Annotated in this window: 28 protein-coding genes; 16 read left to right on the forward strand and 12 right to left on the reverse strand. The window is 66.3% G+C overall.

The genetic code is table 11. The features are described 5' to 3' along the window. The first annotated feature begins 117 nt into the window (after window positions 1-117). Together typA and AC5RWU_RS02770 are read left to right on the forward strand one after the other, a co-directional pair. Entirely contained in the window at window positions 118-2034 is a 1917-nt protein-coding gene (gene typA, locus AC5RWU_RS02765; RefSeq protein ID WP_494028063.1) for a translational GTPase TypA, read from the forward strand. Between the two features lie 9 nt (window positions 2035-2043). Next, a complete protein-coding gene (locus AC5RWU_RS02770) occupies window positions 2044-2583 on the forward strand; it encodes a hypothetical protein (RefSeq protein WP_494028062.1) in 540 nt (179 codons plus the stop codon). Window positions 2584-2598: 15 nt separating this feature from the next. On the opposite strand, the gene AC5RWU_RS02775 is transcribed toward AC5RWU_RS02770, so the two are convergent. Further along, on the reverse strand, window positions 2599-2847 hold the full coding sequence (locus AC5RWU_RS02775; protein ID WP_494028061.1) for a putative acetyltransferase: 249 nt from the start codon (window positions 2845-2847) through the stop codon (window positions 2599-2601). Window positions 2848-2981: 134 nt separating this feature from the next. Between AC5RWU_RS02775 and fdxA the strand changes: the two genes are divergently transcribed. The 3 genes from fdxA to AC5RWU_RS02790 all read left to right on the forward strand — a co-directional run bounded on the left by fdxA (window position 2982) and on the right by AC5RWU_RS02790 (window position 5923). Continuing rightward, complete coding sequence (gene fdxA, locus AC5RWU_RS02780; protein ID WP_494028060.1) at window positions 2982-3308, forward strand: ferredoxin; 327 nt, start codon at window positions 2982-2984, stop codon at window positions 3306-3308. Beyond that, on the forward strand, window positions 3305-4468 hold the full coding sequence (dapC, locus tag AC5RWU_RS02785) for a succinyldiaminopimelate transaminase (protein WP_494028059.1): 1164 nt from the start codon (window positions 3305-3307) through the stop codon (window positions 4466-4468). The genes fdxA and dapC overlap by 4 nt, the downstream gene beginning before the upstream one ends. Window positions 4469-4639: 171 nt before the next feature. Beyond that, entirely contained in the window at window positions 4640-5923 is a 1284-nt protein-coding gene (locus AC5RWU_RS02790) for a citrate synthase (RefSeq protein WP_494028058.1), read from the forward strand. Window positions 5924-6006: 83 nt separating this feature from the next. On the opposite strand, the gene galE is transcribed toward AC5RWU_RS02790, so the two are convergent. Further along, window positions 6007-7020, reverse strand: coding sequence for a UDP-glucose 4-epimerase GalE (galE, locus tag AC5RWU_RS02795; RefSeq protein ID WP_494028057.1), 1014 nt, complete (start codon window positions 7018-7020; stop codon window positions 6007-6009). A gap of 119 nt (window positions 7021-7139) precedes the next feature. On the opposite strand from galE, the gene AC5RWU_RS02800 reads away from it, so the two are divergent. After that, window positions 7140-7751 carry a hypothetical protein gene (locus AC5RWU_RS02800; RefSeq protein WP_494028142.1) on the forward strand — a complete coding sequence of 204 codons (612 nt, stop codon included), beginning with the start codon at window positions 7140-7142 and terminating at the stop codon, window positions 7749-7751. A 3-nt stretch (window positions 7752-7754) separates the two neighbouring features. Here AC5RWU_RS02800 and AC5RWU_RS02805 read toward each other — a convergent pair whose 3' ends face one another. Together AC5RWU_RS02805 and dapD are read right to left on the reverse strand one after the other, a co-directional pair. Beyond that, window positions 7755-8612 carry a hypothetical protein gene (locus tag AC5RWU_RS02805; protein WP_494028056.1) on the reverse strand — a complete coding sequence of 286 codons (858 nt, stop codon included), beginning with the start codon at window positions 8610-8612 and terminating at the stop codon, window positions 7755-7757. 20 nt (window positions 8613-8632) lie between these two features. Then, entirely contained in the window at window positions 8633-9643 is a 1011-nt protein-coding gene (gene dapD / locus AC5RWU_RS02810; protein WP_494028055.1) for a 2,3,4,5-tetrahydropyridine-2,6-dicarboxylate N-succinyltransferase, read from the reverse strand. Between the two features lie 81 nt (window positions 9644-9724). Between dapD and dapE the strand changes: the two genes are divergently transcribed. Further along, window positions 9725-10846, forward strand: a complete 1122-nt coding sequence (gene dapE / locus AC5RWU_RS02815) for a succinyl-diaminopimelate desuccinylase (protein WP_494028054.1) — start codon at window positions 9725-9727, stop codon at window positions 10844-10846. Here the strand turns inward: dapE and AC5RWU_RS02820 are convergent. From AC5RWU_RS02820 to AC5RWU_RS02835, 4 genes are all read right to left on the reverse strand, one after another. After that, complete coding sequence (locus AC5RWU_RS02820; RefSeq protein WP_494028053.1) at window positions 10843-11727, reverse strand: amino acid ABC transporter permease; 885 nt, start codon at window positions 11725-11727, stop codon at window positions 10843-10845. The genes dapE and AC5RWU_RS02820 overlap by 4 nt on opposite strands. Next, window positions 11724-12371, reverse strand: coding sequence for an amino acid ABC transporter permease (locus AC5RWU_RS02825; protein ID WP_494028052.1), 648 nt, complete (start codon window positions 12369-12371; stop codon window positions 11724-11726). The genes AC5RWU_RS02820 and AC5RWU_RS02825 overlap by 4 nt, the downstream gene beginning before the upstream one ends. Before the next feature lie 99 nt (window positions 12372-12470). Beyond that, window positions 12471-13382 carry a glutamate ABC transporter substrate-binding protein gene (locus AC5RWU_RS02830; RefSeq protein ID WP_494028051.1) on the reverse strand — a complete coding sequence of 304 codons (912 nt, stop codon included), beginning with the start codon at window positions 13380-13382 and terminating at the stop codon, window positions 12471-12473. 66 nt (window positions 13383-13448) lie between these two features. After that, on the reverse strand, window positions 13449-14222 hold the full coding sequence (locus AC5RWU_RS02835; protein ID WP_494028050.1) for an amino acid ABC transporter ATP-binding protein: 774 nt from the start codon (window positions 14220-14222) through the stop codon (window positions 13449-13451). Between the two features lie 153 nt (window positions 14223-14375). Between AC5RWU_RS02835 and AC5RWU_RS02840 the strand changes: the two genes are divergently transcribed. The 6 genes from AC5RWU_RS02840 (at window position 14376) to AC5RWU_RS02865 (ending at window position 19459) form a co-directional block, all read left to right on the forward strand. After that, on the forward strand, window positions 14376-15191 hold the full coding sequence (locus AC5RWU_RS02840) for an LOG family protein (protein WP_494028049.1): 816 nt from the start codon (window positions 14376-14378) through the stop codon (window positions 15189-15191). Beyond that, window positions 15188-15670, forward strand: a complete 483-nt coding sequence (locus AC5RWU_RS02845) for a DivIVA domain-containing protein (RefSeq protein ID WP_494028048.1) — start codon at window positions 15188-15190, stop codon at window positions 15668-15670. The genes AC5RWU_RS02840 and AC5RWU_RS02845 overlap by 4 nt, the downstream gene beginning before the upstream one ends. Then, window positions 15655-16245 (forward strand): DNA-3-methyladenine glycosylase I, encoded by a 591-nt coding sequence (locus tag AC5RWU_RS02850; protein ID WP_494028047.1) that lies wholly within the window; start codon window positions 15655-15657, stop codon window positions 16243-16245. Before AC5RWU_RS02845 ends, AC5RWU_RS02850 begins: the two co-directional genes overlap by 16 nt. Continuing rightward, window positions 16235-17488, forward strand: a complete 1254-nt coding sequence (locus AC5RWU_RS02855; protein WP_494036891.1) for a hypothetical protein — start codon at window positions 16235-16237, stop codon at window positions 17486-17488. The genes AC5RWU_RS02850 and AC5RWU_RS02855 overlap by 11 nt, the downstream gene beginning before the upstream one ends. Before the next feature lie 160 nt (window positions 17489-17648). After that, window positions 17649-17816, forward strand: coding sequence for a DUF3117 domain-containing protein (locus tag AC5RWU_RS02860; RefSeq protein WP_494028045.1), 168 nt, complete (start codon window positions 17649-17651; stop codon window positions 17814-17816). Window positions 17817-17824: 8 nt separating this feature from the next. Continuing rightward, complete coding sequence (locus tag AC5RWU_RS02865) at window positions 17825-19459, forward strand: leucyl aminopeptidase family protein (protein WP_494028044.1); 1635 nt, start codon at window positions 17825-17827, stop codon at window positions 19457-19459. A gap of 3 nt (window positions 19460-19462) precedes the next feature. On the opposite strand, the gene AC5RWU_RS02870 is transcribed toward AC5RWU_RS02865, so the two are convergent. Beyond that, entirely contained in the window at window positions 19463-20107 is a 645-nt protein-coding gene (locus AC5RWU_RS02870; protein WP_494028043.1) for an O-methyltransferase, read from the reverse strand. 157 nt (window positions 20108-20264) lie between these two features. Between AC5RWU_RS02870 and sigE the strand changes: the two genes are divergently transcribed. From sigE to AC5RWU_RS02885, 3 genes are read left to right on the forward strand one after another with little or no spacing between them, the layout of a single operon-like run. Beyond that, complete coding sequence (gene sigE / locus AC5RWU_RS02875) at window positions 20265-20885, forward strand: RNA polymerase sigma factor SigE (RefSeq protein WP_494028042.1); 621 nt, start codon at window positions 20265-20267, stop codon at window positions 20883-20885. 6 nt (window positions 20886-20891) lie between these two features. Then, window positions 20892-21914: an anti-sigma factor family protein gene (locus AC5RWU_RS02880; protein WP_494036892.1), complete on the forward strand. Its 1023-nt coding sequence runs from the start codon at window positions 20892-20894 to the stop codon at window positions 21912-21914. A gap of 51 nt (window positions 21915-21965) precedes the next feature. Further along, window positions 21966-22451, forward strand: coding sequence for a twin-arginine translocase TatA/TatE family subunit (locus AC5RWU_RS02885; RefSeq protein WP_494028040.1), 486 nt, complete (start codon window positions 21966-21968; stop codon window positions 22449-22451). A gap of 8 nt (window positions 22452-22459) precedes the next feature. On the opposite strand, the gene AC5RWU_RS02890 is transcribed toward AC5RWU_RS02885, so the two are convergent. Genes AC5RWU_RS02890 through AC5RWU_RS02900 form a run of 3 tightly spaced genes read right to left on the reverse strand, consistent with a single transcriptional unit; the run spans window position 22460 to window position 25532 of the window. Then, window positions 22460-23581, reverse strand: coding sequence for an Mrp/NBP35 family ATP-binding protein (locus AC5RWU_RS02890; protein WP_494028039.1), 1122 nt, complete (start codon window positions 23579-23581; stop codon window positions 22460-22462). A gap of 3 nt (window positions 23582-23584) precedes the next feature. Next, window positions 23585-24256: a DUF1003 domain-containing protein gene (locus tag AC5RWU_RS02895; protein ID WP_494028038.1), complete on the reverse strand. Its 672-nt coding sequence runs from the start codon at window positions 24254-24256 to the stop codon at window positions 23585-23587. Further along, the gene (locus tag AC5RWU_RS02900; RefSeq protein ID WP_494028037.1) at window positions 24249-25532 is read right to left on the reverse strand and encodes a magnesium transporter MgtE N-terminal domain-containing protein; all 1284 of its coding nucleotides are present in this window, start codon (window positions 25530-25532) and stop codon (window positions 24249-24251) included. Before AC5RWU_RS02900 ends, AC5RWU_RS02895 begins: the two co-directional genes overlap by 8 nt. Window positions 25533-25543 lie beyond the last annotated feature (11 nt).

The raw sequence follows: 25543 nt of genomic DNA on the forward strand, positions 1-25543 counted from the left end.
TTAGGTGGGTTATTCATGACCGTATAGAATGGAGTGTCGGCCCACTATCGGGGCGGCTGCAACGACGCTGGACTCCAGCCGCATTCCCTGTTCTCAAGATGAATTGAGCCATTACGCATGTCCGAAACCACCACCAAGACGGCGGTCCGAAGCGATCTCCGAAACGTCGCCATCGTCGCGCACGTCGACCACGGTAAGACCACTCTGGTGGATGCCATGCTGCGCCAGACCGGGGCATTCTCCAGCCACGGGGAGACCGAAGAGCGCGTCATGGACTCCGGCGAACTCGAACGCGAAAAGGGCATCACCATCCTGGCCAAGAACACCACCGTGTTCTACTCCGGCCCGTCCGCCGACGGCGAGACCATCACCATCAACGTGATCGACACCCCCGGCCACGCCGACTTCGGCGGCGAGGTCGAGCGCGGCTTGTCCATGGTCGACGGCGTCGTGCTGCTGGTGGATTCCTCCGAGGGCCCGCTGCCGCAGACCCGCTTCGTGCTGCGCAAGGCGCTGGCCGCAAAGCTGCCGGTGGTCCTGCTGGTCAACAAGACGGACCGCCCGGACGCGCGTATCGACGACGTCGTCGCTGAGTCCATGGACCTGCTGCTCGGCCTGGCATCCGATCTGGCTGACGAGGTCCCGGACCTTGACCTCGACGCGGTGCTGAACGTGCCGGTGGTCTATGCCTCGGGTAAGGCCGGCCGCGCGTCGCTGACGCAGCCCGCCAACGGTACGCTGCCGGAGAATGAGGACCTGGAGCCGCTCTTCGCAACCATCATGGAGCACGTACCGGCGCCGGCCTATGACCCCAACGGAGTCCTGCAGGCCCACGTGACCAACCTGGACGCCTCCCCGTTCCTGGGCCGCCTGGCCCTGCTGCGCGTCCACAACGGCACGCTGAAGAAGGGCCAGACCGTCGCCTGGGCGCGTGCGAACGGCGAGCTGAAGAACGTCCGCATCTCCGAACTGCTGGCCACCAAGGGCCTGTCCCGCGTTCCGGCCGAATCCGCAGGACCGGGCGAGATTGTGGCCGTCGCCGGGATCGAAGAGATCACCATCGGCGAAACCCTGACCGATGCCGAGAACCCCCAGCCGCTGCCCCTGATCACGGTGGACGATCCGGCGATCTCCATGACCATCGGTATCAATACCTCCCCGCTGGCCGGCAAAGTGAAGGGTGCGAAGGTAACCGCCCGCCAGGTCAAGGACCGGCTGGACAAGGAGCTGATCGGCAACGTCTCCCTGCGGGTGCTGCCTACCGAGCGCCCCGATGCATGGGAAGTCCAGGGCCGCGGTGAGCTGGCACTGGCCATCCTGGTCGAGCAGATGCGCCGCGAAGGTTTTGAGCTGACCGTGGGCAAGCCCCAGGTGGTCACCCGGACCGTGGACGGCAAGATCCACGAGCCGATGGAACACATGACCATCGACGTGCCGGAGGAATTCCTCGGCGCGGTGACCCAGCTGCTGGCCGCCCGCAAGGGCCGCATGACCAACATGGCCAACCATGGCACCGGCTGGGTCCGCATGGAGTTCCTTGTTCCTGCGCGCGGCCTGATTGGCTTCCGTACCCGCTTCATGACCGACACGCGCGGTGCGGGCATCGCGTCCTCCTATTCCGAAGGCTACGAGCCGTGGGCCGGGGAAATCGAGTACCGCACCAACGGTTCGATGATCGCCGACCGCGCCGGCGTGGTCACGCCGTTTGCCATGATCAACCTGCAGGAACGCGGGTCTTTCTTCGTCCAGCCGACCTCCGAGGTCTACGAGGGCATGATCGTCGGCGAGAACTCGCGCGCGGATGACATGGACGTCAACATCACGAAGGAAAAGAAGCTGACCAACATGCGTGCGGCGTCCTCGGACAGCTTCGAAAACCTGACTCCGCCGCGCACCCTGACGCTGGAGGAATCGCTCGAGTTCGCCCGCGAGGACGAATGTGTTGAAGTTACCCCGGAAGCCATCCGCATCCGGAAGGTGATCCTGGACGCCAACGAGCGCAATAAGGCAAACCGCGCCCGCGCGAAGGCCTAAAGTAGTCATATGACTCAGCAGTGGCAACCCATCAATGGTGGGTTGCCACCTGCAGTTAACGGACGCGCGGAAGGACCGGCGAACGACGGACCGCAGCAGCAGACCGCGGACCGCCGGCCTTCCGCGCTGCCCGAGGCGACGAAGCTGGGGGCGGTGAGTGCCGTCGTCGTTGGCGCCTTGGTGGCGGCGGGGCTGGGAACTGCGCTCCACGCCCAGTTGCTCTACGTCGGCGAAACAGCGTTGCCCGTGGGTGCCGTCGCGGCGCTGGCATTCAGCGGCAGCACCGCGCTCTTCGCCGGCATGTGGGCCGGCCGGGTCTGGGTCACCGCCCTGACTGGCGTGCTGACCTACCTTCTCGTGGGCTTCTTCGCCACGGCCCGGCGCAGTTCGATCCTGATCATCACGGGGGATACCCGGGGCCTGGACCTGGCGTCGGCAACGGCAGGCAATATCTGGATCTTCGGTATTGCGGTCGTCACCGTCGGCGCTGTCCTCATCGCGCTGCGCGTCCTGCATCCGCGCCGCCGCAAGGGCCGCCGGCGGGCGTAACGGGCTGCCGGTCCGCTAGTCCGTGGGCCGGCCGCCGCGCGCGGTCCTTGGCTGCGGGGCCGGCGGGACCTGCTTTGCTGCCACCACCAGTTCAAAGGGCACGACGACGGCCCCCCGGCGGGTTGCCACGGTGCAGCCGGAGGAATCCAAGGCGGTGAGGGGGCCCAGGGCGTCCGTGAACCCGGAGCCGATCCGGTAGCGGACCACCACGCGCGTGCCCAGGGGCAGGCGGCGGAGGGCCTCGGCGGCGGGTGTTGGACTCATCACTTCATGGTACGCGGGGAGTGCCGGTTGGAGGATAATGTGGGATTGCAACTAACGTTGAGGTACCGCCGCTGAGGCAGCACGGAATGAGGCCGCCTGAAGTCAGGCTGCAGGGAATCCAGAAAGGTCGGGACGTGACGTACGTAATCGCACAGCCGTGCGTGGATGTTAAAGACAAGGCATGCATTGAAGAATGCCCGGTGGACTGCATCTATGAAGGCGAACGCTCCCTGTATATCCATCCGGACGAATGCGTTGACTGCGGCGCCTGCGAACCGGTCTGCCCTGTTGAAGCCATCTACTACGAGGACGACGTTCCGGAGGAATGGGCCGACTACTACAAGGCCAACGTAGAGTTTTTCGATGATCTGGGCTCACCCGGCGGCGCTGCCAAGATCGGCAACACCGGCAAGGACCACCCGCTGATCGCCGTCCTGCCGCCCCAGAACCAGGAAGCATGAGCCCGGCTCCTGCAGCCGGCGCAGGCCGGAAACAGTTTGGGCTGGCGCTTCCGGAATACCCGTGGAATGCCATGGAGCCGTACGCGGCGAAGGCCGCTCATCATCCGGACGGGGCGGTGAACCTGTCCATCGGCACACCTGTGGATCCGACCCCGGAGATCATCCAGCAGGCCCTGAGGGCAGCCGCGGACGCGCCCGGCTACCCGACGACGCACGGCACTGCCGCACTGCGGGAGGCGATCGCGGACTGGTTCGCCCGCCGCCGGAACGTCCCGGACCTCGATCCTGCGGCCGTCATGCCGACCGTCGGTTCGAAGGAATTCGTGGCGTGGCTGCCCATGCTGCTGGGGCTGGGAGCGGGCGACGTCGTCGTACGCCCCGCCGTGGCCTATCCCACCTATGACATCGGGGCGCTGCTGGCCGGTGCCACGCCGGTGGCTGCCGATGATCTTGACGAGCTTGACGCCGCCACCCGCGCCCGCGTCCGCTTGGTCTGGGTGAATTCGCCCGGGAATCCCACCGGCACCGTCCGCAGCCGCGAATCCCTGAAGGCACTGGTGGACCAGGCCCGCGGGCTGGACGCCGTCGTAGCTTCGGATGAATGCTACGCGGAGCTGGGCTGGGGGGAGTGGGACACCGCGCGGGGAGGCAAGCCGGTCCCGTGCGTGCTGGATCCGTTCGTCAGCGGCGGCAGCAACGAGGGGCTGCTGTCCGTCTATTCGCTGAGCAAGCAGTCGAACCTGGCCGGCTACCGTGCCGCCTTCGCTGCCGGTGACGCGGAACTGATGGCGAACCTGGTCAACAGCCGCAAGCACGCCGGAATGATTGTGCCTTTTCCGGTGCAGGAGGCGATGCGCGCGGCGCTGGCGGATGACGGGCACGTCGCGGAGCAAAAGGACCGCTACCGCTCCCGGCGGGAGCGGCTGCTGCCGGCGCTGGAGCGGTTCGGCCTGCGGATCGAGCATTCCGAGGCCGGACTGTACCTCTGGGCCACGGCTGGGGAGGATACCTGGGCGACGGTCGAGCGGTTCGCCGCACTTGGAATGGTCGTGGGCCCGGGCATTTTCTACGGTGACGCCGGCGACGGCTACGTCCGCATCGCGCTGACCGGATCCGATGAGCGGATCGATGCCGCGGTCCAGCGGCTGGCGCAAGCGTAGCCTAAGCGTGAAGTGGGTCACGTTCAAGTGGATTGTGGCTAAAATCCGGCACATGGATTAGTGCACTCGGCCCAACTGCGGGTAGCGTTTAGCTGAATGCGCATATAAGGGGTGCGGATGATGTCGGCGCCCGTGTGCAGATATTTTCGAACACCTCCTGAAGGGGATTCTATGTCTGAGCAGAACGGTGCCAGCCTGAACTACGACGGCGGCCAGCTCAACCTCGCCCGCATCCAGGCGGCTGAAGGCAATGATGGCTTCGATGTATCCAAGCTTCTGAAGGAAACCGGAGCGGTCACCTTCGACCCGGGATTCATGAACACGGCCGCCACCACTTCCGCCATCACCTATATCGACGGCGACGCGGGGATCCTGCGTTACCGCGGCTACCCGATCGAGGAGCTGGCCCAGCATTCGAGCTTCCTGGAAGTCTCTTACCTGCTGATCTACGGCAACCTTCCGACGCCGGCCGAACTGGAGGCCTTCGACCACCGGATCCGCCGCCACACCCTGCTCCACGAAGACCTCAAGGGCTTCTTCGGCGGTTTCCCCCGCGACGCGCACCCGATGCCGGTCCTGTCCTCGGCGGTGTCGGCGCTCTCGACGTTCTACCAGGACTCCCTGGACCCGTTCGACGACGAGCAGGTTGAGCTGTCCACGTTCCGCCTGCTGGCAAAGCTGCCGGTCATCGCTGCCTATGCGCACAAGAAGTCCATCGGCCAGCCGATGCTCTACCCGGACAACTCCATGAACCTGGTGGAGAACTTCATGCGCCTGTGCTTCGGCCTTCCGGCCGAGCCGTACGAGCTCGATCCGGTCATGGTCAAGGCTCTGGACCTGCTGCTGATCCTGCATGCGGACCACGAGCAGAACTGCTCCACCTCCACCGTCCGCCTGGTCGGCAGCTCCAACGCGAACATGTTCGCCTCCGTCTCCGCAGGCATCAACGCCCTCTTCGGCCCGCTGCACGGCGGTGCCAACGAAGCCGTGCTCAATATGCTGCGCCAGATCCAGGCCACCGGCATGCAGCCCGAGGACTTCATGGAGAAGGTCAAGAACAAGGAAGGCGGTGTGAAGCTCATGGGCTTCGGGCACCGCGTCTACAAGAATTACGATCCGCGGGCCAAGATCGTCAAGGCGACAGCGCATGAGATCCTCAGCAAGCTCGGCGGCAACGACGAACTGCTGGACATCGCGATGCGGCTGGAGGAGAAGGCCCTGGCCGACGATTACTTCATCCAGCGCAAGCTGTACCCGAACGTGGACTTCTACACCGGCCTGATCTACAAGGCCATGGGTTTCCCGGAGAAGATGTTCACGGTGCTGTTCGCCATCGGCCGCCTGCCCGGCTGGATCGCGCAGTGGCGCGAAATGATCAAGGATCCGCAGACCAAGATCGGCCGTCCGCGCCAGCTCTACACGGGTGAGCTGGAACGGCAGTACCCGGCCCGCTAGGCCACTCCAGTAATTCTCGAAAAACCGCTGGGCCCTGGATCAAATCCGGGGCCCAGCGGTTTCGTGTCTTCGTAAGCGCGCAGCTATTGCGCGTAGCCCATTGGGTTGTTCTTCTGCCAGCGCCAGTGGTCTTCGCACATCTCGTCCAGGTTCCTGGTCGCAGCCCACTCCAGGTCGGCCAGGGCGGCGGAGGAATCCGCCCAGAATGCCGGTACATCCCCGGGGCGCCGGTCGGTGACCTCATAGGCGAGTTCATGGCCGACGGCCTTTTCGAAGGAGCGCAGGACCTCGAAGACTGAGGAGCCCTTGCCGGTGCCAAGGTTCCAGCGGTGCACGCCGGGGTGTGCCGGCAGATAGTTCACGGCGGCCACATGGCCCTGGGCCAGGTCCACGACATGGATGTAGTCGCGCAGGCAGGTGCCGTCGTGGGTGTCGTAGTCGCCGCCGAAAACCATGAGCTTCTCCCGGCGGCCCACGGCCACCTGGGCGATGAACGGGACAAGGTTGTTGGGGATGCCTTGCGGGTCTTCGCCGATCCTGCCCGACTCATGGGCACCTACCGGATTGAAGTAGCGCAGCAGGGCGATCTGCCAGCGCGGATCCGCAGCCCCGATGTCGGAAAGAATGTCCTCGATTTGCTCCTTGGTGCGGCCGTAGGGGTTGTTCGCATCCAGGGGCATGTGCTCGATGTATGGCACCGGATTGTTCTCGCCATAGACCGTGGCCGAGGAACTGAAGACAATACTGCGGACGCCGTGCTGCTCCATGGCGCGCAGCAGGTTGATGCTGCCTGCGACGTTGTTGTGGTAGTACCGCAGCGGCTCGGCCACGGATTCGCCGACGGCCTTCAGGCCGGCGAAATGGATCACGCTGTCCACCGGGGCCGCCGTGAAAACACGGTCCAGGCCGGCTTGGTCCAGCAGGTCGATCTCATGGAAATCGACCGACTTGCCGGTCAGTTCCTCCACCCGGTTCAGGGATTCCCGGCTCGAGTTGGAGAGATTGTCCAGGACCACGACCTCGTGCCCGGCCTCCAGCAGGCTCAACACTGTATGGGATCCTATGTAGCCGGTACCGCCGGTCACCAAAATTCTCATGGCTTCAGCCTAGTTGGCCGGCAAGGCCAGGCAGCGCAGGGACATGTAGAGACCCGACACACTTGGGTCTACCCTAGTAAATTAGGAGCATTGCAAGGCTGCAGAAGGGCTGGCTGATGGTGCATCATGTAGGCGGACCGGGATGGGGCATAACCGTTGACACCAACGGAATGATGCTGATGGCTTTGTACTTCCGGGATGTGGCCGGAATGCTGGGAGCGGGCAAACCCGCAGTGTCGCCGGTCCGTCCCGCTGTGCATGCGGCGGATCCCCGGCAGCTGACGTCCCACAAGGGTGGACCGGACGCGCTGCGTGCGGAATGGGAGTACTGGTGGGAGCAGCTGGTAATGGAGCATCCGGATGCCCGGACGGATCTGTCGCCGCCGGACTTTGATGAATTCAGCGAATTGCCTGCCCTTCAATGCCTGCTCCAGGCCCACTTCGGGGGTGCACTGACGTGGGCGAGGGAACGCCGGGACGAATACATGCGGCTCTCCCAGGCGCGTGAAGCCACGGGACGGAGCGCTTTGTTCGGCCAGCTCGTCGAGGACCGCGAGATGGAGCTGGGACGCAATGCGCGCAGCTTCGAACTCTCCGTCATCGAACTGCCCTTGAGCGAACCCCGGGCCTGGTACATCGAGCCGAACAAGGTCATCATGAGCCAGGAACTGGTCGAAGAGGAGCAGATCTTCCGGAGCTTCTTCCAGCCGGTGGTGGAGTTGCTCGTCTGAGGGCTATTCAGCCGAAGCGACGGTGACCAGGACCGTACCGTCGGGTGTTCCGGCACTTGACCAGCCGCCGTCGTCCCGGTTCCATTGCAACCCGGCGAAGGACACCGCCTCCACGTTCAGTGCCTTGGCGTTGGCCACGGCCCATTGGGCGGCGGCCCAGCCGAGCGTGTCAGCGGCTTCGATCCTCAGCGTCGCACCCTCCGCTGCGGCCGGCAGCGGGCCGAACACCTGTGAAAACGCGGCCTGCACCTGGGCCGGATCTCCCGGGTCTTTCGCCGTGCGAAGCACGCAGTTCAGGGATGCGGGGGAGTGCCCGGTCAGCGCCGAGGCAAAGGCACGGCCCTCGCCTTCATGGTCGGCATAGGCGTCAGGGAAGGCGCTGCGCTGGACGATCTGTGCGGCCTCGGTAATGGGCAGTGCCTCATAGCCGCCGACCTCGGCCAGCGCGTCATAGAACCGGCTGGCCGAGTAGACCGGATCCATGATCTGTTCTTCCGTGCCCCAGCCCTGGGACGGGCGCTGCTGGAATAGGCCGATTGAGTCCATGTCCCCGAAATCGATGTTGCGGAGCTTGGATTCCTGGATGGCGGTGGCCAGGGCGATCGATGCGGCCCGTGCCGGCAGGCCGCGCTGGACCGAGATCCCCGAGATCAGCGCCGCATTGGCGGCCTGGCCGGGGTCCAGTTCATAGGTCTCGGTGCCGACGACGGCCGTACACCGCTCGCGGACCAGCGCCTGAGTGGTGGTGAGGTAGTTGGCGGCGAGGTACACCCCGCCGCCAACCAGCGCCACGAGCAGGATCAGCACGGACACGGTCCGCAGACGGCGGCGCTCCTGATTACGTCCTGCGCGGCGTGCCACTGCTGTCTCCGGACGGTGCGTCAGTTTGCGTGCAAAGCCACGTTCAGTTCCACCGTCTGGCCCTTGCGGGGCAGGACCTCCACAGTGCCGGTGGCGGAATTGCGGCGGAACAGCAGGTTGGAGACGCCGGACAGTTCGACGGCCTTGACCTCGCGCGGTTCGGCGCCGGGGGTTTCGAACACCTTCACGCGGGTGCCGGCGGTCACGTACAGACCGGCCTCCACCACGCAGTCATCCCCGATGCTGATGCCGACGCCGGAGTTGGCTCCGAGGAGCACGCGTTCGCCGAGGCTGATCCGTTCCTTACCGCCGCCGGACAGGGTGCCCATGATGGAGGCGCCGCCGCCGATGTCCGTGCCGTCGCCGACGACGACGCCGGCGGAGATACGGCCCTCAACCATGGAGGTGCCCAGGGTGCCGGCGTTGAAGTTGACGAATCCCTCGTGCATGACGGTGGTGCCCTCAGCCAGGTGGGCACCGAGGCGGACGCGGTCCGCGTCCGCGATGCGGACGCCGCTGGGCAGAACATAGTCCACCATGCGGGGGAATTTATCCACGCCGTAGACGACGACGGGGCCCCGGCTGCGCAGCTTCAGGCGCGTGAGGTCGAAATTGCCGACGGCGCAGGGGCCGTAGTTGGTCCAGACGACGTTGGCCAACTTACCGAAAATGCCGTCCAGATTGAGGGAATTCGGCTTGACCAGCCGGTGGGAGAGCAGGTGGAGGCGGAGGTAGGCGTCCGCGGTGTCCGCGGGCGCCGCATCCAGGTCGATGTCGCGGGAGACGACTTCCTGCACCGTGCCGCGCCCGGAATCCGCGCCCTCCGCGGCCAGCGCGGCCAGCTCCTTTTCGACGCCGGCATGGTCACCGGCGGTGCCGAGGGAAGGCTGGGGATACCAGACGTCGAGGACGGTGCCGTCGGCGGCTACCGTCGCCAGGCCCAGGCCGTAGGCGCGGCGGGAAGCCGGGGAGGTGGGGTCTGCGGCGGCGGAAGTCGCGCCTGCTTCGGTGGTTGCGGGGCTTTCAGTCATGGCTCCCAGTCTACCGAGCGGCGGCGGCAGTTGTGGCCCGTGGCCCGCAGCCAACGCGCTGCCCAAAGGTAGGGTAGAGGGGTGACCGACTATGCTGCTGCCTTGGACCTGACGGACGATGTCGCCCTGCTGACCGCCGCGCTGATTGACATCAACAGTGTGTCCGGGAACGAAACAGCGCTGGCGGATGTCATCGAGGCAGCGCTGCGCAGCTGCGGGCACCTCCAGGTGCTGCGCGACGGGGACGCAATCATCGCCCGGACCAGCCTCGGCCGGGCCGAGCGCGTGATCCTGGCCGGCCATCTTGACACCGTACCGCTGCCCACGGTGCCCGGCTCGCGCGGGACCGTGCCCGGCAGCTGGGACAGCCTGGACGGAGCCGATCGGGACGTTCCCGGGCAGGGTATTCTCTACGGCCGCGGTGCCACGGACATGAAGGGCGGAGTGGCCGTCCAGTTGGCACTGGCCGCGACATTGCCGGAGCCCAGCCGGGACGTGACTTTCGTGTTCTACGACCATGAAGAAGTGGAAGCGTCGCTGAGCGGACTCGGCCGGCTGGTGGCGAACCATCCGCAGTGGCTGCAGGGCGACTTCGCGATCCTGCTGGAGCCCACGGACGGCACCGTGGAGGGCGGCTGCAACGGCACCATGCGCTTCGAGGCCACCACTATCGGCCGGGCGGCGCATTCGGCCCGGGCCTGGATGGGGGAGAACGCCATCCACGCCGCGGCCGAAATCCTGGCCCGGCTGCGTGACCATCAGCCTGCCACGATCACGGTGGATGGCCTGGATTACCGGGAAAGCCTCAACGCAGTGAAGATCCATGGCGGGACGGCGGGAAATGTCATCCCGGACCGGACCGTGGTGGAAATCAATTATCGTTTTGCTCCGGACAAGTCCGTGGAGCAGGCGGAGGCCTATGTGCGGGCCCTGCTGGACGGGTTCGACCTGGTCCGCACCGACGCCGCCGCAGGCGCGCGGCCCGGGCTCAACCACCCTGCAGCGGCGAGCTTCGTGGCGGCAGTCGGCGCGGAACCGAAGCCCAAGTACGGCTGGACCGACGTCGCACGCTTCAGCGCACTGGGCATCCCGGCGGTCAACTTCGGCCCGGGGGATGCGCTGCTGGCGCATTCGGACAATGAGCATGTGCCCGCGGAGGCCATCCGCGCCTGCCTGGCTGCCCTGCGGACCTGGCTGGCCTAGCGCAGCGCCGGCCCCACGGTGGCTTCGTCCGGCGGCTGCAGTTCCGTGTCCGCACCCAGCGGCCCTGCGAGCTTCGGGCTGCGGCGCATGCGGGACTCCACGTACTTGGCGATGCCGGCCAGGATCAGGCACAGGCCAATATAGATCACGCCGACCACCAGGGCGGCGGGAATGATCGGGGAACCGTACTGCACCTGCGAGCCGAAGAACTTGGCTTGGAACAGCAGCTCCTCATAGGTGACGATGAAGCCCAGCGCTGTGTCCTTGAGGATGACGACCAGCTGGGCGATGATCACCGGCAGCATGGACCGGACCGCCTGCGGCAGCAGGATGATGGACATCACATGGTGCTTGCGCAGGCCGATCGCATAGCCGGCTTCCTTCTGGCCGCTGGGAACGGCTTCGATGCCGGCACGGAACACCTCGGCCAGCACGGAGCCGTTGTACAGCGTCAGGCCGGTGACCACGGCGATGAAGGGCGTGATGCCTTCCACGCCGAGGGGCGGCAGGCCGTAGTACATGATCATCATGAGGATCAGCAGCGGAACGGCACGGAAGAGCTCGGTGAACCAGTGGCAGGGCGTGCTGATCCACTTGCGGTCGGAGAGCCGGCCGAAGGCCAGCACGATGCCGAGGACCAGGCTGAGCACGGCCGCCGAGGCGAAGGCCTGCAGCGTCGCCAGGGTTGCCTGCAGGATGGTCTGCTGCACCCGCGGGAAGGTGAACAGCTCCCACTTCGCGGCATCGAACTGGCCGCTGACCGCGAACCGGTAAACGATGAAGCCGGCAATGCCGAGGATGACCAGGGTGGCCAGCAGGCCCAGCAGGCGGTTCCGGCGGATGGCCTTGGGTCCGGGGGCATCAAAGAGGACGGAGCTCAACGTGCCACCTTCCATTTCTTTTCGAGGCGGTGCTGCAGGGTGGAGAGCAGCATGACAAGGAGCACGAAGAAGAGCGCGACCCACAGCAGCCCGACCAAGGCAGGCTCGCCGCGTTCGGACAGGTTGGCGCGGATGGCACCGGCTTCGGCGACCGAGAAGCCGGCGGCTACCGTGGTGTTCTTCAGCAGCGCAATGAACACGCTCATCAGCGGCGGAATCACCGCCCGGAACGCCTGCGGCAGGATGACCAGGGACAATGTCTGCATGAACGGCAGGCCGATGGCGCGGGCTGCTTCCGCCTGGCCCAGCGGTACGGTGTTGATGCCGGAGCGGATCGCCTCTGCGACGTAGGTTCCGGTGTACAGGCTCAGGCCGATGATCGCCAGGGTGATGAAGTCCAGGCTGGGCAGCCCGAGCTTGGGATAACCTAGCGCGAAGAAGAACAGCACCAGCGTCAGGGGTGTGTTGCGGATCGTGTTCACGTACAGGGTGCCGGCAGCCCGGGCGGCAGGAACCGGAGACACGCGCATGCCCGCCACGAGGGTTCCCAGGGCCAGCGCGAAGATGGCGGAGAAGAAGAACAGAATCGCGGTATTGCGGAACCCGGTCGTAAACAGATCGAGGTTGTCAAGCAGTGTGTCCACGGGTCACTGTCGCTTTCGATGGACGTTCGGGAGGAAGGGTGCTGCAGCGGGGCAGGTGGTGCCGCCGGGCGGCACCACCTGCTGTCTGCCTGGACGTTTTTAGTAGTCGTCGACTGCCGGCTGCTCGACCTGGGTGCCGGACTGGCCCAGGGTGCTGTCATAGATGGCGGACCAGGTCTCGCCGCCGTCCGTCAGCTTCTGGTTGAAGAAGTGGCGCAGCGCGTCGTCGCCCTTGGGAAGTCCGATGCCGTAGCGTTCCTCGGTGAACGGCTCGCCCACGACCTTCAGCGCCTCCGGCTCCTGCGCGGCGTAGCCGATCAGGATGGCCTGGTCGGTGGTCACAGCGTCGGCCTGGCCGCTCTTGAGGGCTTCGACGCACTGGGAGTACGTTTCGAACTCGGTGGTTTCGGTGTCCGGGAAATTCGCCTTGATGTTCTGGATGGGGGTCGAACCGGTGGCGGAGCAGACGTTCTTGCCGGCCAGATCCGCTTCGCTGGTGATCTCTTCATTGTCGGCGGCCACCAGCAGGCCCTGGCCGGTGATGAAGTACGGACCGGCGAAGTCGATCTGCTGCTTGCGGTTGTCCGTGATGGAGTAGGTGCCGACGTAGTAGTCGACGTCGCCGTTGGTGATCGCGGACTCGCGGTTCGCGGACGGAATCGCCTTGAACTCGATCTGGTCTTCGCCCAGGCCCAGTTCCGCCGCCATCCACCGGGCGATCTCAATATCGAAGCCGGCGTATTCGCCCGTGGCGGCATCCTGGAAGCCGAGGCCCGGCTGGTCCTGCTTGACCCCGACCACCACCTTGTCGGCGGCCTGGATGCTGTCGAACGTCGGGCTGCCGGTCAGCTGGACATCGCTGGCTACGGTGTAGGGAGCATCGCCGCCGCCCTCGCTGCCGGCTTCAGTGGTACCGCCACCGCAGCCGCTCAAGGCCAGGGCTGCCGCGGCAAAGGCGGCGAAGACCGGGGCTTTCCTCGTTAGCGGCGCCTTCTTCATGATTGTCTTCATCGGTTTCCTTTCGTTGGCCGGCCTTGCGCTGCCGGCCGCTGGATAGTCACATTCGGCGGTTGTTGGTCATTTCAGGATCTTGGAGAGGAAATCCTTCGCGCGGCTGCTCTGCGGGTTGGTGAAGAATTCCTCCGGGGAGGCCTGCTCGACGATCTGTCCGTCCGCCATGAACACCACCCGGTCCGCTGCCTTGCGGGCAAAACCCATTTCGTGGGTCACGACGATCATGGTCATGCCTTCCTTGGCCAGCTGCACCATGACATCGAGGACCTCGTTGATCATCTCCGGATCCAGCGCGGACGTGGGCTCGTCGAAGAGCATGACCTTGGGCTTCATGGCCAGGGCGCGGGCGATGGCCACACGCTGCTGCTGGCCGCCGGAGAGCTGGGCCGGCAGCTTCGGGGCCTGGTGCCCGACGCCGACACGGTCGAGCAGCTTCATCGCCTCGGCCTCGGCTTCGCTCTTCTTCATGCCCTTGACCTTGATCGGACCCAGCGTCACGTTCTCCAGGATGGTCTTGTGCGCAAACAGGTTGAAGGACTGGAACACCATGCCGACGTCGGCCCGCAGCCTGGCCAGCTCCCTGCCCTCCGACGGCAGCTTCCGGCCGTCGATGGTGATCTCGCCGCCGTTGATGGCTTCCAGCCGGTTGATCGCCCGGCACAACGTCGACTTCCCCGACCCGGAAGGACCGATGACAACGACGACCTCGCCCCGCTTGACTTCCAGGTTGATGTTCCTCAGGACGTGCAGGTCTCCAAAATGCTTATTGACGTTCTTCAGGGCCACCAGCGCCGTGGATGTGGCCGTAGTGGAGTCAATCGGTGCATCAGTTGTCATGTCATGACCCTATGGAATGTTGTGCCTGCAGTCACGTGATGTATCACATATTGTGATATAGCCCACGGTTGTCCTTGCAGCAGACACTATTGCGTGGGAATACACCGGGCTGCCAAAGGTCCAGGGCGGGCGCAACTGGACTAGCCTAGATCCATGGTGAACGACGAACATGCAGGTCAGGGCCACCCGCTGTCCCGACGCAAGGGCTCGGTCGAGCTGCGCCGCAGCCAGGCCGAGGTGGCCCAGGCGGACCGCTACCTGCTGGACACCAAGGACGGGGCGGACTTCACGCACACTGATCCATGGCGCGTCCTGCGGATCCAGAGCGAATTCGTTGAAGGCTTCGGGACCTTGGCTCAGATCGGACGGGCGGTCAGCGTTTTCGGTTCCGCACGCACACGGCCCGGCAGCGACTACTACCAGATCGCCGAGAAGATCGGCCGCCTGCTGGTCGAAGCCGGTTTTGCCGTCATCACCGGCGGTGGGCCCGGATCGATGGAAGCGGCCAACAAAGGCGCCTGCGAAGGGGGCGGAGTTTCGGTCGGCCTGGGTATCGAATTGCCGTTTGAACAGGGCATGAACGACTGGGTGGACCTGGGCATCAACTTCAGGTACTTTTTCGCCCGCAAGACGATGTTCGTCAAGTACGCCCAGGGATTCATCGTGATGCCGGGCGGCTTCGGGACCTTGGACGAACTGTTCGAAGCTATGGTCCTGGTCCAGACGCAGAAGGTCACGTCCTTCCCCATCGTGCTGATCGGCCGGGACTTCTGGGGGCCGCTGTGGGACTGGGTGCGGCACACCCTTGTCGACGACGGCATGATTTCCGAATCCGACCTGAACCTGGTCCACCTGGTGGACGATCCGGCCGAAGCCGTCCAGCTGATCATCGCCGACAGCGCCCAGCACCATGATCCCGACCGCCAGTCGGAGGTCCGCAGGTCCCCGTCTGGGACCATTGATCTGTGAGCACTTTCCTTGTTTTCCTGGCCATTGTGGTTGCCGGCGCTGCCGGCCTGCTGATCGTCGGCGGGTTCCGCCGCCGCCCGCAGGCCGAAGTGCCGGATGCCAACGGGAACGACGGCGGCGGGGCGCCGGGGGCCGTGGCCGAACCCGGGGGTGCCGGGCAGGCCGCGACCGGCGAGCCGGTGACCGGACAGGCCTCGGACAGGACCGCCGTCGGACCTTCCGATGACGGCCACGCGCCATGGCAGCGCGGGGAAGTTGCGGCACTGGCGGGGCTCACGGAGCCGCTGCCCAACCTGCCTCCCGTCCTGCTGCCGGACCGCCCCCGGGCGGCGGACATTGACCAGCTGCGGTTCTCCGTGGCGTTCCGCGGATACCGGATGGACCAGGTGGATGAGGTACTGGACCGGCTGCGCGCCGAACTGGCCGCCCGGGAAGCCGAGATCCGCGACCTGCAGGCCGAAGCATGGCGGCAGCGGTGAGCTCTCCGGCTACCGGAAACGACGGGAAGATCCGGTGCGGCTGGGCCGCGGCCACCGTGGAGTACCAGGCGTACCACGACCGGGAATGGGGCCGTCCGGTAGCCGGCGATGCCGCAATCTTCGAGCGCCTGAGCCTGGAGGCGTTCCAGTCCGGACTGAGCTGGCTCACTATCCTGCGCAAGCGGGAGGCATTCCGTGCCGCCTTCGCCGGTTTCGACCCGGCCGTCGTGGCTACCTTCGGCGAGGCCGACATTGAACGGCTGATGGGTGATGCGGGCATTGTGCGGAACCGGGCCAAGATCCTGGCTACCATCGCCAATGCGCAGGCCGTACTGCAGCTGCCGGAGGGGGAATCCCTGGCCGCCCTGCTGGAACGGTACCGTCCGCGGCCGCGGCCGGCGCCGGCGACGACGGCCGACATCCCGGCGGCCACGGCCGAATCCACCGCACTGGCCAAGGCGCTGAAGCAGCACGGCTTCCGCTTTGTCGGGCCCACCACCGCCTATGCGACCATGCAGGCGATTGGACTGGTCAATGACCATCTGGCCAAGTGCTGGGTCCGCAATGCGCCCTGAAGCGAAGTCCGACCCAACGGTGGAAGCCGGGCAGCCCCCGGGCACCCTGCGGCAGGCGTTCGGGCGGGTGGCTGCGCGGGCGGAAAGCTGGCCCTGGTACGTCCAGATCGCCCTCATCTACCTGGCGGCCCGGGCTGTCTCGCTGGCCATTTTCGTGGCGGTGGCGCGGCAGCAGGGACCCAACCCGTGGTATGGCGCGGAGCCCAGCTACTGGGAGTTCATCAATATCTGGGACAGCGCATGGTACCGGACGATTTTTTCCGAAGGCTATCCCACGGACATTCCACGTGATGCCTCGGGGGCGGCCACCGAGAACGCCTGGGCATTCTACGCGCTGTTCCCGTTCACGGTCCGGGCCCTTTCAGGGCTGACCGGACTGGGATGGGACGTGCTGGCTCCGCTCGTTGCGGGGCTGGCCGGACTGGGTGCGGCGCTGGTCATCTACCGGCTGTTCCGCGTCTTTGCCGGCCACGGCACAGCGGCCTGGGGCGTCGTCTTCGTCTCCACCTTCCCGGTTTCGCCCATCCTGCAGGTACCGTACGCGGAGTCACTGCACCTGCTGCTGCTGGCTTCGGCGCTCTACCTAGTGGTCGTGGGCCGCTGGCTGGCGGCGGTTCCCGTCGTCATATTGATGTCCCTGGCGCGGCCGGCGGGCGTTCCGTTTGCCGCGATGCTCAGCTGCCTCCTCGTGTACCGCTGGTGGACCGGACGGCGGGCGGCGGAGCCGGACGGGAGTGGCCTGCTGCCGCTGCTGGTGCTGACCGCGGCGGCGGGAATCTCGGCCCTGGCCTGGCCGCTGATTGCCTGGGCGGTCACCGGAGAGTTGACGGCCTACACAGATACGGAGACTGTGTGGCGCGGCGGCGGCCTGGTGCTGTTCGCGCCTTGGTTCGAGACCGGCAGCATGCTGTTCGGGCCGATCCTGGGTGCAGCGGCCCCGGTCGTGCTGGCCTTGGCCTTCGCACTCTGCCTCCGGTCAGCGCCTGTGCGCCGCATCGGCGTGGAAATGCGCCTGTGGTGCGCCGCCTACATGCTGTACCTGCTCGCTTTCCTCCATCCGCAGACGAGCACCTTCAGGCTGCTGCTGCCGCTGTTCCCGCTGGCCCTCGGCGCAGCGTTCCTGTCCCGCTCCCAGGCCTACCGTGGGACCGTGGCGGTGATGTTCGTGCTGCTGCAGATCGTCTGGGTCAGCTGGCTCTGGCAGTGGACGCAACTGCCCGGAGGCGGGGACTATCCGCCGTGATGGCGTGCTCCACGCCACTTCCCGGATTCGCACCGCATGCCGATCTACGGGATAATGAAGACGAATGAAGGCACGGCGTCCTGTTGTGCCGCCGTGTGGCAGATGTTGACGTACAGCCGGGCCGCAAGCCCGGCTGCGCACTGTGGAAGGGAAATTCCAGATGGCTGCGATGAAACCACGAACCGGTGACGGACCTATGGAAGTCACCAAGGAGGGGCGCAGCCTGATCATGCGGGTGCCGATCGACGGCGGCGGCCGCCTGGTCCTGGAACTGAATGCCGAAGAAGCCGGCAAGCTTAAAGACTGCCTGCTCAGCGCCACCGATTAGGCGCTGTGATGAGCCCCGCCTGGAAGCCTTCGGCCCGGACGTCCGCGGCCCGCGGCGCCGGGGCCCGGACCAAGGCGGTGCTGGAGTCGGCACTGCACGCTCCGGCGCCTACCGTCATCCATGTGCTGCCCTCGGGAGCATCCGCGGGCGGACAGGGTGTGCCGGCGCAGGGTGTGTCCGCACAGGGCAACGCAGCCGATATCCTCGTCGTGCCGATTGGAGCGCAAGAGGCCACGCCGCAGCCCCGCCAAGGCGCTGTGGAAGCAGCCATCGCCTATGACGTGGACGTGGCGACCCGCGCCGACGCCGGCGGAATCACCGGCAAGGCCGGCGAAATCCTCACCGTCGAGGCTCCAAAACCACCTACGGACCGGACCGGGGCCCTGGCACCGAAGTTACTGTTCCTGGGCGTGGGAGATGCTTCAGCGGCGAGCCTTCGCAAGGCCGGCGCGGCCCTGGCGAAAGCCACTGTCGGTGCGGGTACCGTGCGCTCGACCGTCGTGGACGGGCTGGCGGAACAGGCGCAGGAAGCCTTCGTCGAAGGCTTCCTGCTGGGGGGTTACCGACCGCCCCGCGCCGGCGTGGCCGCGGCGCCGAAGCCGATGGCAGCGCGGCTGGAACTGACAGGGGCGTCGGCCGGGGCCGTGGAGCAGGCGGTCAGCACGGCGGCGGCCACCTGGTTGGCCCGCAGCCTGGCCAACATGCCGTCCAACATCAAGAATCCGCACTGGATGGCTGAGCAGTGCCGGCGGATCGCCGGCGACGCCGGCCTCGGCATCCGGGTCTGGGACCGCGGACAGCTGGCGGCCGAGGGCTTCGGCGGGATCCTGGCGGTCGGTGCCGCATCGGCGTCCGAACCCCGCCTGGTCCAGCTCTCCTACACCCCGCAGCGGCCGGACCGGAATTCCAGGCACATCGTGCTGCTGGGCAAGGGCATCACCTTCGACAGCGGCGGCGTTTCGCTCAAGCCGCGTGAGTCGATGGCCTCGATGAAGGCGGACATGGCCGGCTCCGCGGCGGTCCTGGCCGCCGTCGCGGCAGCAGGCGCCGCCGGCGTCCGGCACCGGGTTACCGCGCTGCTGGCACTGGCGGAGAATTCGCTGGGCGCAGCGTCGTACCGCCCCGGAGACGTCGTGACCTCCTACGGCGGAACGACGATCGAAATCGGAAACACCGATGCCGAAGGCCGGATTGTGCTGGCCGACGGGCTCTCCTACGCTGCGGCGCAGCTGGCGCCGGATGTTCTGGTGGACGTGGCCACGCTGACCGGTGCCGCTGCCCTGGGGCTGGGCCGCCGGCATGCCGCGCTGTTCAGCAACACCCCGGCCCTGGTCGAAGCGTTCCGGCACGCGGCCGACGCTTCGGGGGAGAAGGTCTGGCCGATGCCGCTGGTCCAGGAATACGCCTGGGCCATGGAATCTTCCGTGGCGGACCTGGCGCACATCCCGCCCGCCGGCGCGAAAATGGGCGGCGGCTCAATCTTCGCGGCGCTGTTCCTGCAGGAGTTCGTCGGGCGGATTCCCTGGGTGCATCTGGACATCGCCGGACCGGCGCAGGCCGCGGCGGACGAGGACGAGGTCGTCAAGGGCGCCACCGGCTACGGAACCCGCCTGCTGCTGTCCTACCTCCGCGACTGGGCCTGAGGTCTACTTGCTGGCGGCCTTCTTGACCGCCAGCAGCAGGCCGTCGCCGGTTGGCAGCACAGCGGAAAAAAGTTCTTCGTTCTCCCGAATGGCCTTGCCGACCTGACGCAGCGTATTGGTGGTAGCATCCCGGATGGCCGGATCCGACACTTTGTCCTGGTCCAGTGCATCGTTGACGATGAGCAGTCCGGAGGGCTTGAGCAGACGGACGGCCTGCTCCACATAGCGCGGGAACGAGGGCTTGTCCGCGTCGATGAACACCATGTCGTAGGCCGCATCGGTCAGCCGGGGCAGGACGTCGCCGGCACGCCCGGAAATGGTGCGCGTGCGGTTGCCGGGGATGCCTGCCTCGGCAAAAGCCTCGCGGGCGGCCCGTAAATGGTCGACGTCGGAATCGATGGTGGTCAGCACGCCGGCCGGTGCCAGGCCGCGCAGCAGGGACACACCCGATACGCCGGCCCCTGCCCCCAATTCCACCACGGTCTGGGCCTTGGAACTGGCCGCAAGGACAGTGAGCGCCGCGGCCACGCCGGTGCTGACCGGCGTCACGCCGAGTTCGAAGGAGCGCTCACGGGCGCGCAGCAGAACCTCATCCTCGGTCGGCAGTGCCTCCGTGTAGGACCAACTGGTCTGCTTATCCGCGCTCATGCATCATCACCTTCGGTTCGGTCAATGTCCCTCCAAGCCTACTGCCAACGGAGGGCGGTTTAATAAAGGGCCATACCCGGCGCAGCGGCAGGCTGCTAACAGGAAACTCCCAGCTTGATCGGCGAAGATACTTACTCGGGCCCAGAGGGGAGTAATGATGTCCAGGACTCAAACGGTAGCAGTGGCGGAGGCAGCCCAGACACCCGACGCCGCCTGGGTGGCACCCTCGTGGGAGGAAGTGGTCACCACTTACTCGCCCCAAGTCTATAGGCTGGCCTACCGCCTCACCGGCAACAAGTTCGACGCCGAAGACCTCACCCAGGAGGTATTCGTCAGGGTCTTCCGTTCGCTCGCGAATTTCAAGCCGGGGACCCTGGACGGCTGGCTGCACCGCATCACCACGAATCTTTTCCTGGACCAGGCCCGCAGGAAGACCCGGATCCGCTTCGACGGGCTGGCCGAGGACGCCGAAAGCCGGCTGCCGACCCTGCAGCCGGGACCGGAGCGCAGCTTCGAATTCAACAATCTTGACATCGACATCCAGTCGGCCCTCGAGGAGCTGCCGCCCGACTTCCGTGCCGCCGTCGTGCTCTGTGACCTTGAGGGGCTTTCCTATGATGAAGTTGCCGAGGCGCTGGGAGTCAAGCTGGGTACCGTCCGCTCCCGGATCCACCGGGGCCGGACCCTGCTCCGGGAAAAGCTCGCGCATCGGGATCCCCGTCCGCCGCGGGCGGCCGCACCGCGGCTGAAGCTGTCCCGGATTGCCGGCATCAGCTGAATGCCGATGGTTCACCCCGAACGTCACCTCCTTGAGTACCTCGACGGCGAACTTCCCGTCCACCAGGTCGCGGGCCTGGAACGCCACCTGGCCCGGTGCGAACGCTGCCGGAAGCGGGTGGAGCAGCATCGGCTGATCAAGCACAGGCTGCGCAGCATGGCGGTGCCAGGCCAGCACAGCGAGCTCAGTCACCGGATCCTGGAGCGCACCCGCCTCGCTGCCGGCCGGCCGGATATCCATGGCAGTGCCGATCCCCAGGGCCGTTACGGCACCCCGGAACAGTGGCCCGATGCTGCACGCCAACGGCTGCGGTACCGGGGCTCCGGGCGGCGGCAGGACCGGGACGGACACTTCGTGCGGCCGGGGCGCAGGGCCGGCGTCGCAGTGGGCAGCGCACTGGTTGCCGTCACCGCAGCGACGCTGGCGGGTGCCTATATGATCGGGGGCGAGCCGTCGCTGGAGGCAGGCTCCACGAACAGTGTTACCTCAGGCTGGTCCGCCATCATGGACCTCCAACGGCTGACCCTGGCCGGTGCGGACATTGAAGCGCTGCGCACCGAGGGCTGGAACTGTCCGGAACTGAAGGGGATGGGGTTCAGGCTGGACTCCGCCCGGGCAGTGCGTATCGGCGGCGAACCGGCGCTGGAACTGGTCCTGGTCAACGGCGCCAAGTCGGTGACGATCACCGAACAGCGCCGGTCACAACCGGCGGCCGATCCGCAGCGGCCGCCTGTCAACGCGGTGACGGCCCATTCGGTGACGGCCGACGGGTTCGAACGGATCGGCGGGACCGAACTGGAAATGTGGGCCAAGCCCGGCAGCCCCTGGCAGGTCGTGCTCGATTTGGACGATGTCACCTACACCATAACTTCCTCGCTGCCCGTGTCGGAGATGCCGCGGGCAGTAGCGGGCATCGTGGTGACGGAACGGGCGCAGCTGGCCGGAGTGCCGCAGCCCAAGCCCGCCGATCCGGTTCAGCGGATCCAGCGCGGGCTGGTAAAAATGCTGTCGCCGGACGGAATTGGCTGAGTACGGCGTCTCAAGTGGCCGCTGGTTGAGGGGAAAAGGTAGTCTTCATTCGTGTTCGGAATTAACGGTGGGGAATTCATATTGCTGGCGATTATCGCCGTCATGGTGCTTGGCCCCGAGCGCCTTCCCCAGTATGCGGCCCAGCTGGGCCGTCTGGTGCGTGAACTGCGCCGCATGGCCACGGGAGCGCGTGAACAGCTCCGCGAAGAAGTAGGCCCTGAATTCGACGACGTCGACTGGCGCAAGCTCGATCCCCGCCAGTACGATCCCCGCCGCATCATCAAGGAAGCGCTGCTGGAGGATCTGGAGGACGCCAACCCGTTTGCGAAGCCCGGCGCGGGCCCCCGGTCGGACGCGGGGAAGAAAACTGCCGCCGGAGGCGGGCAGACCGCCGCGGCGGCCGCCGGCATGGCGGCCATTTCCCCGTCGCCGGCCGCAACAGGCGCAGCCGGCTCCGCGCCGGCAGGCGCTCCGCCGCGGCAGTTCGAGCACCTGGCCGCGGGGGAAGCCGCCCCCTTTGACCGCGAAGCCACCTAACCCCTACGCTACGCCGGTGTGACTCCCAGCGGACGCCGTGCCAGGCCCCGCGGGCGCCGGGCCAGACCGCGGGCGATGGACCGGAGCGCTTCGCCGGCCGCCGAATCCTGTTCGGAGAGGACGATCGGAGCGCCGGCATCGCCCCCTTCGCGCAGCGCAATATCCAGGGGAACGGAGCCCAGCAACTCGACGTCGCTGCCGACCGTCCGGCTCAGCCGCTCCGCCAGCGCCGTCCCGCCGCCGGCTCCGAAGACCTCCAGGCGTTCTCCGGTCGGCAGCTGCAGCCAGGACATGTTCTCGATGACTCCGGCCAGCTTTTGCCCCGTCTGCTGGGCGATCGCTCCGGCCCGCTCCGCTACGTCCGCCGCAGCGCTCTGCGGGGTGGTGACCACCAGGATCTCCGACTGCGGCAGCAACTGGGCCACGGATATGGCGATGTCCCCCGTGCCCGGCGGAAGGTCCAGGAAGAGGACATCCAGATCGCCGAAATAAACATCGGTGAGGAACTGCTCCAATGCCCGGTGCAGCATGGGACCCCGCCAGGCGACAGGCTGGTTGGCGGAGACGAACATTCCGATCGAGATCACCTTTACCCCGTAGGCCACCGGCGGGAGGATCATCTCATCCACCCGCGTCGGTGCCTGCGTGATGTTCATCAGCCCCGGTACGGAAAATCCGTAGACGTCCGCATCGACAATGCCCACGCGCAGGCCCTGCGCGGCCAAGGCGCAGGCCAGATTGACGGTGATGCTGGACTTTCCGACCCCGCCCTTGCCGCTGGCTACGGCGTAGACACGCGTCAGCGAACCCGGTTCATTGAAGGGAATGCCGCGCTGCGGGCCGCTGCCGCGCAGCAGCTCCTTCAGGTCCGCCCGTTGCTGGGCGGACATGACGTTCATCCTCACAGTGACGGCGGATACGCCGTCCAGCGGCGCCAGGGCCTGCTCCACATCGCGGGTGATTGTCGCGCGCAGCGGGCATCCGGCGATGGTGAGCAGGACGCCGACGGTGACCCGTCCGTCGTCGTCCATATCCACGGATTCCAGCATTCCCAGTTCCGTAATGGGACGGCGCAGTTCAGGGTCGATGACGCGGCCGAGGGCCGCGGTGATGTCGGCAGTGGTAGTCAACTTCTACTTCTCCGCTGGGGGTTGGTTTCTGGGCACCGCGCCGGCAGGGTCGGCGGGGCGCTGCTTTCCGGGCTTCGGCTGCTTGGCCTTCGGCCCCGGTTCCTTGGCCTGGACTTTGGGCAAGCTGACCGCGGCGTCTGACACCTTCTTCCGGGACTTCGACAGCTTGACCTCGCCCTCGGAGGCCTCGAGCATTTCCTCCAGCACAGAACGCAGCTCGGAGCGTACATAGTCGCGGGTGGCGACGTCCCGCAGCGCGATCCGCAGCGCGGCGAGCTCCCGGGTCAGGTATTCGGTATCGTAGAGATTCCGCTCGGCCCGCTGCCGGTCTTCCCGCAGCGATACCCGGTCCCGGTCATCCTGGCGGTTTTGTGCTAGCAGCAGCAGGGGAGCCGCATAGGAGGCCTGGAGCGAGAGCATCAGCGTCAGCAGTGTGAAGCCAAGGTCGATGCTGTCGAAGCGCCACGCTTCCGGGGCCCAGGTGTTCCAGCCGAGCCAGACCAGGCAGAAAACAGTCATCCACATCAAGAACTGCGGAGTACCCATGAAGCGGGCGAAGTTCTCGGTGGCCTTGCCGAAGGCATCCGGATTCGGGGTCAGTCTCGGGAATAGCCTCTGTCTCGCCGCCCGGGGGGTTTCCAGTCCCGGCGCCGTTACCTTCCTGCGCTCAGCCATTGCGCCCTCCTCGCTTACCTATGGGCGTATCGTCTTCCTGCGCACGCCAGTCCTCGGGCAGCAGGTGGTCCAGGACGTCGTCGACTGTCACCGCCCCCACCAGGCGACCGGCATCGTTGACCACCGGCAATGAATTCAAATTGTACGCAGCCAGAATCCGGGAGACATCGCTGACGTCGGCCTGGTCGGAGACCGGCTCCAGGTCCGTGTCCAGGATGTTGCCCAGGGGCTCGGGCGGAGGATAGCGCAGGAGGGCCTGGATGTGGACCACGCCCAGATACCGGCCGGTGGGAGTCTCCAAAGGCGGGCGGCAGACAAAAATCGCCGAAGCCAGTGCGGGGGTCAGATCCTCCCTCCGGACATGTGCCAGGGCCTCGGCAACGGTGGCTTCCGGCGGCAGGATGACCGGCACCGGCGTCATCATGGAACCGGCAGTGTTTTCCTCATACTGAAGCAGCCGGCGCACGTCCATGGCTTCGTCCGGTTCCATCAGCTGCAGCAGGACTTCCTTCTGCTCCTCGGGAAGCTCGGCCAGCAGGTCGGCGGCGTCGTCCGGATCCATTTCCTCCAGAACGTCCGCGGCGCGTTCCACGTCCAGGGAGGACAGGATCTGGACTTGGTCGCTGTCCGGCAGTTCCTGGAGCACATCGGCAAGCCGCTCGTCCTGCAGCTCCACGGCCACCTCCAGGCGGCGCTTGTCACTCATATCGTGGAGTGCCTCGGCGAAGTCCGCCGGCTTCAGGTCCTCATGGGTGGCGACGAACTGCGTCGCTGCCTGGGGTTCGTCCTCCCCGCCGTGGAAAGCATCGGACCAGTCCACGATCAGCGTTTCGCCACGCCGCAGGCTGCGCAGCGGAGACATCGAATGTCCGCGCCGGACGAACAGCTGGGAAACGAACCAGTCTCCGGAACGGTTCTTCTCCATGGCAATGTCTTCTATGGTTGCGTCGCCGCTGCCGTCCAGCAGGGTGACCCGGCGGTCGAAGAGCTCCGCCACCATCAGCATTTCGGCTCCGCGCTGCTCGAAGCGGCGCAGGTTCACCAGTCCGGTGCAGATGATCTGGTTCTGGTCCATCGATGTAACCCGAGTCATCGGTACGAAGACACGCTTCTTGCCCGGGATCTCCACCACGAGGCCCACCACCTGCGGGGGCCGCAACGGTCCGCGGTCCAGGACGACGGCATCACGCAGCCGCCCGAGACGGTCACCCAGGGGGTCGAACACATCAAGGCCGAGCAGGCGTGCGACGAACACACGGGTTGGATTAGCGATCACATTTACAGGCT

The sequence above is a fragment of the Arthrobacter sp. B0427-1-12 genome (assembly GCF_059092905.1).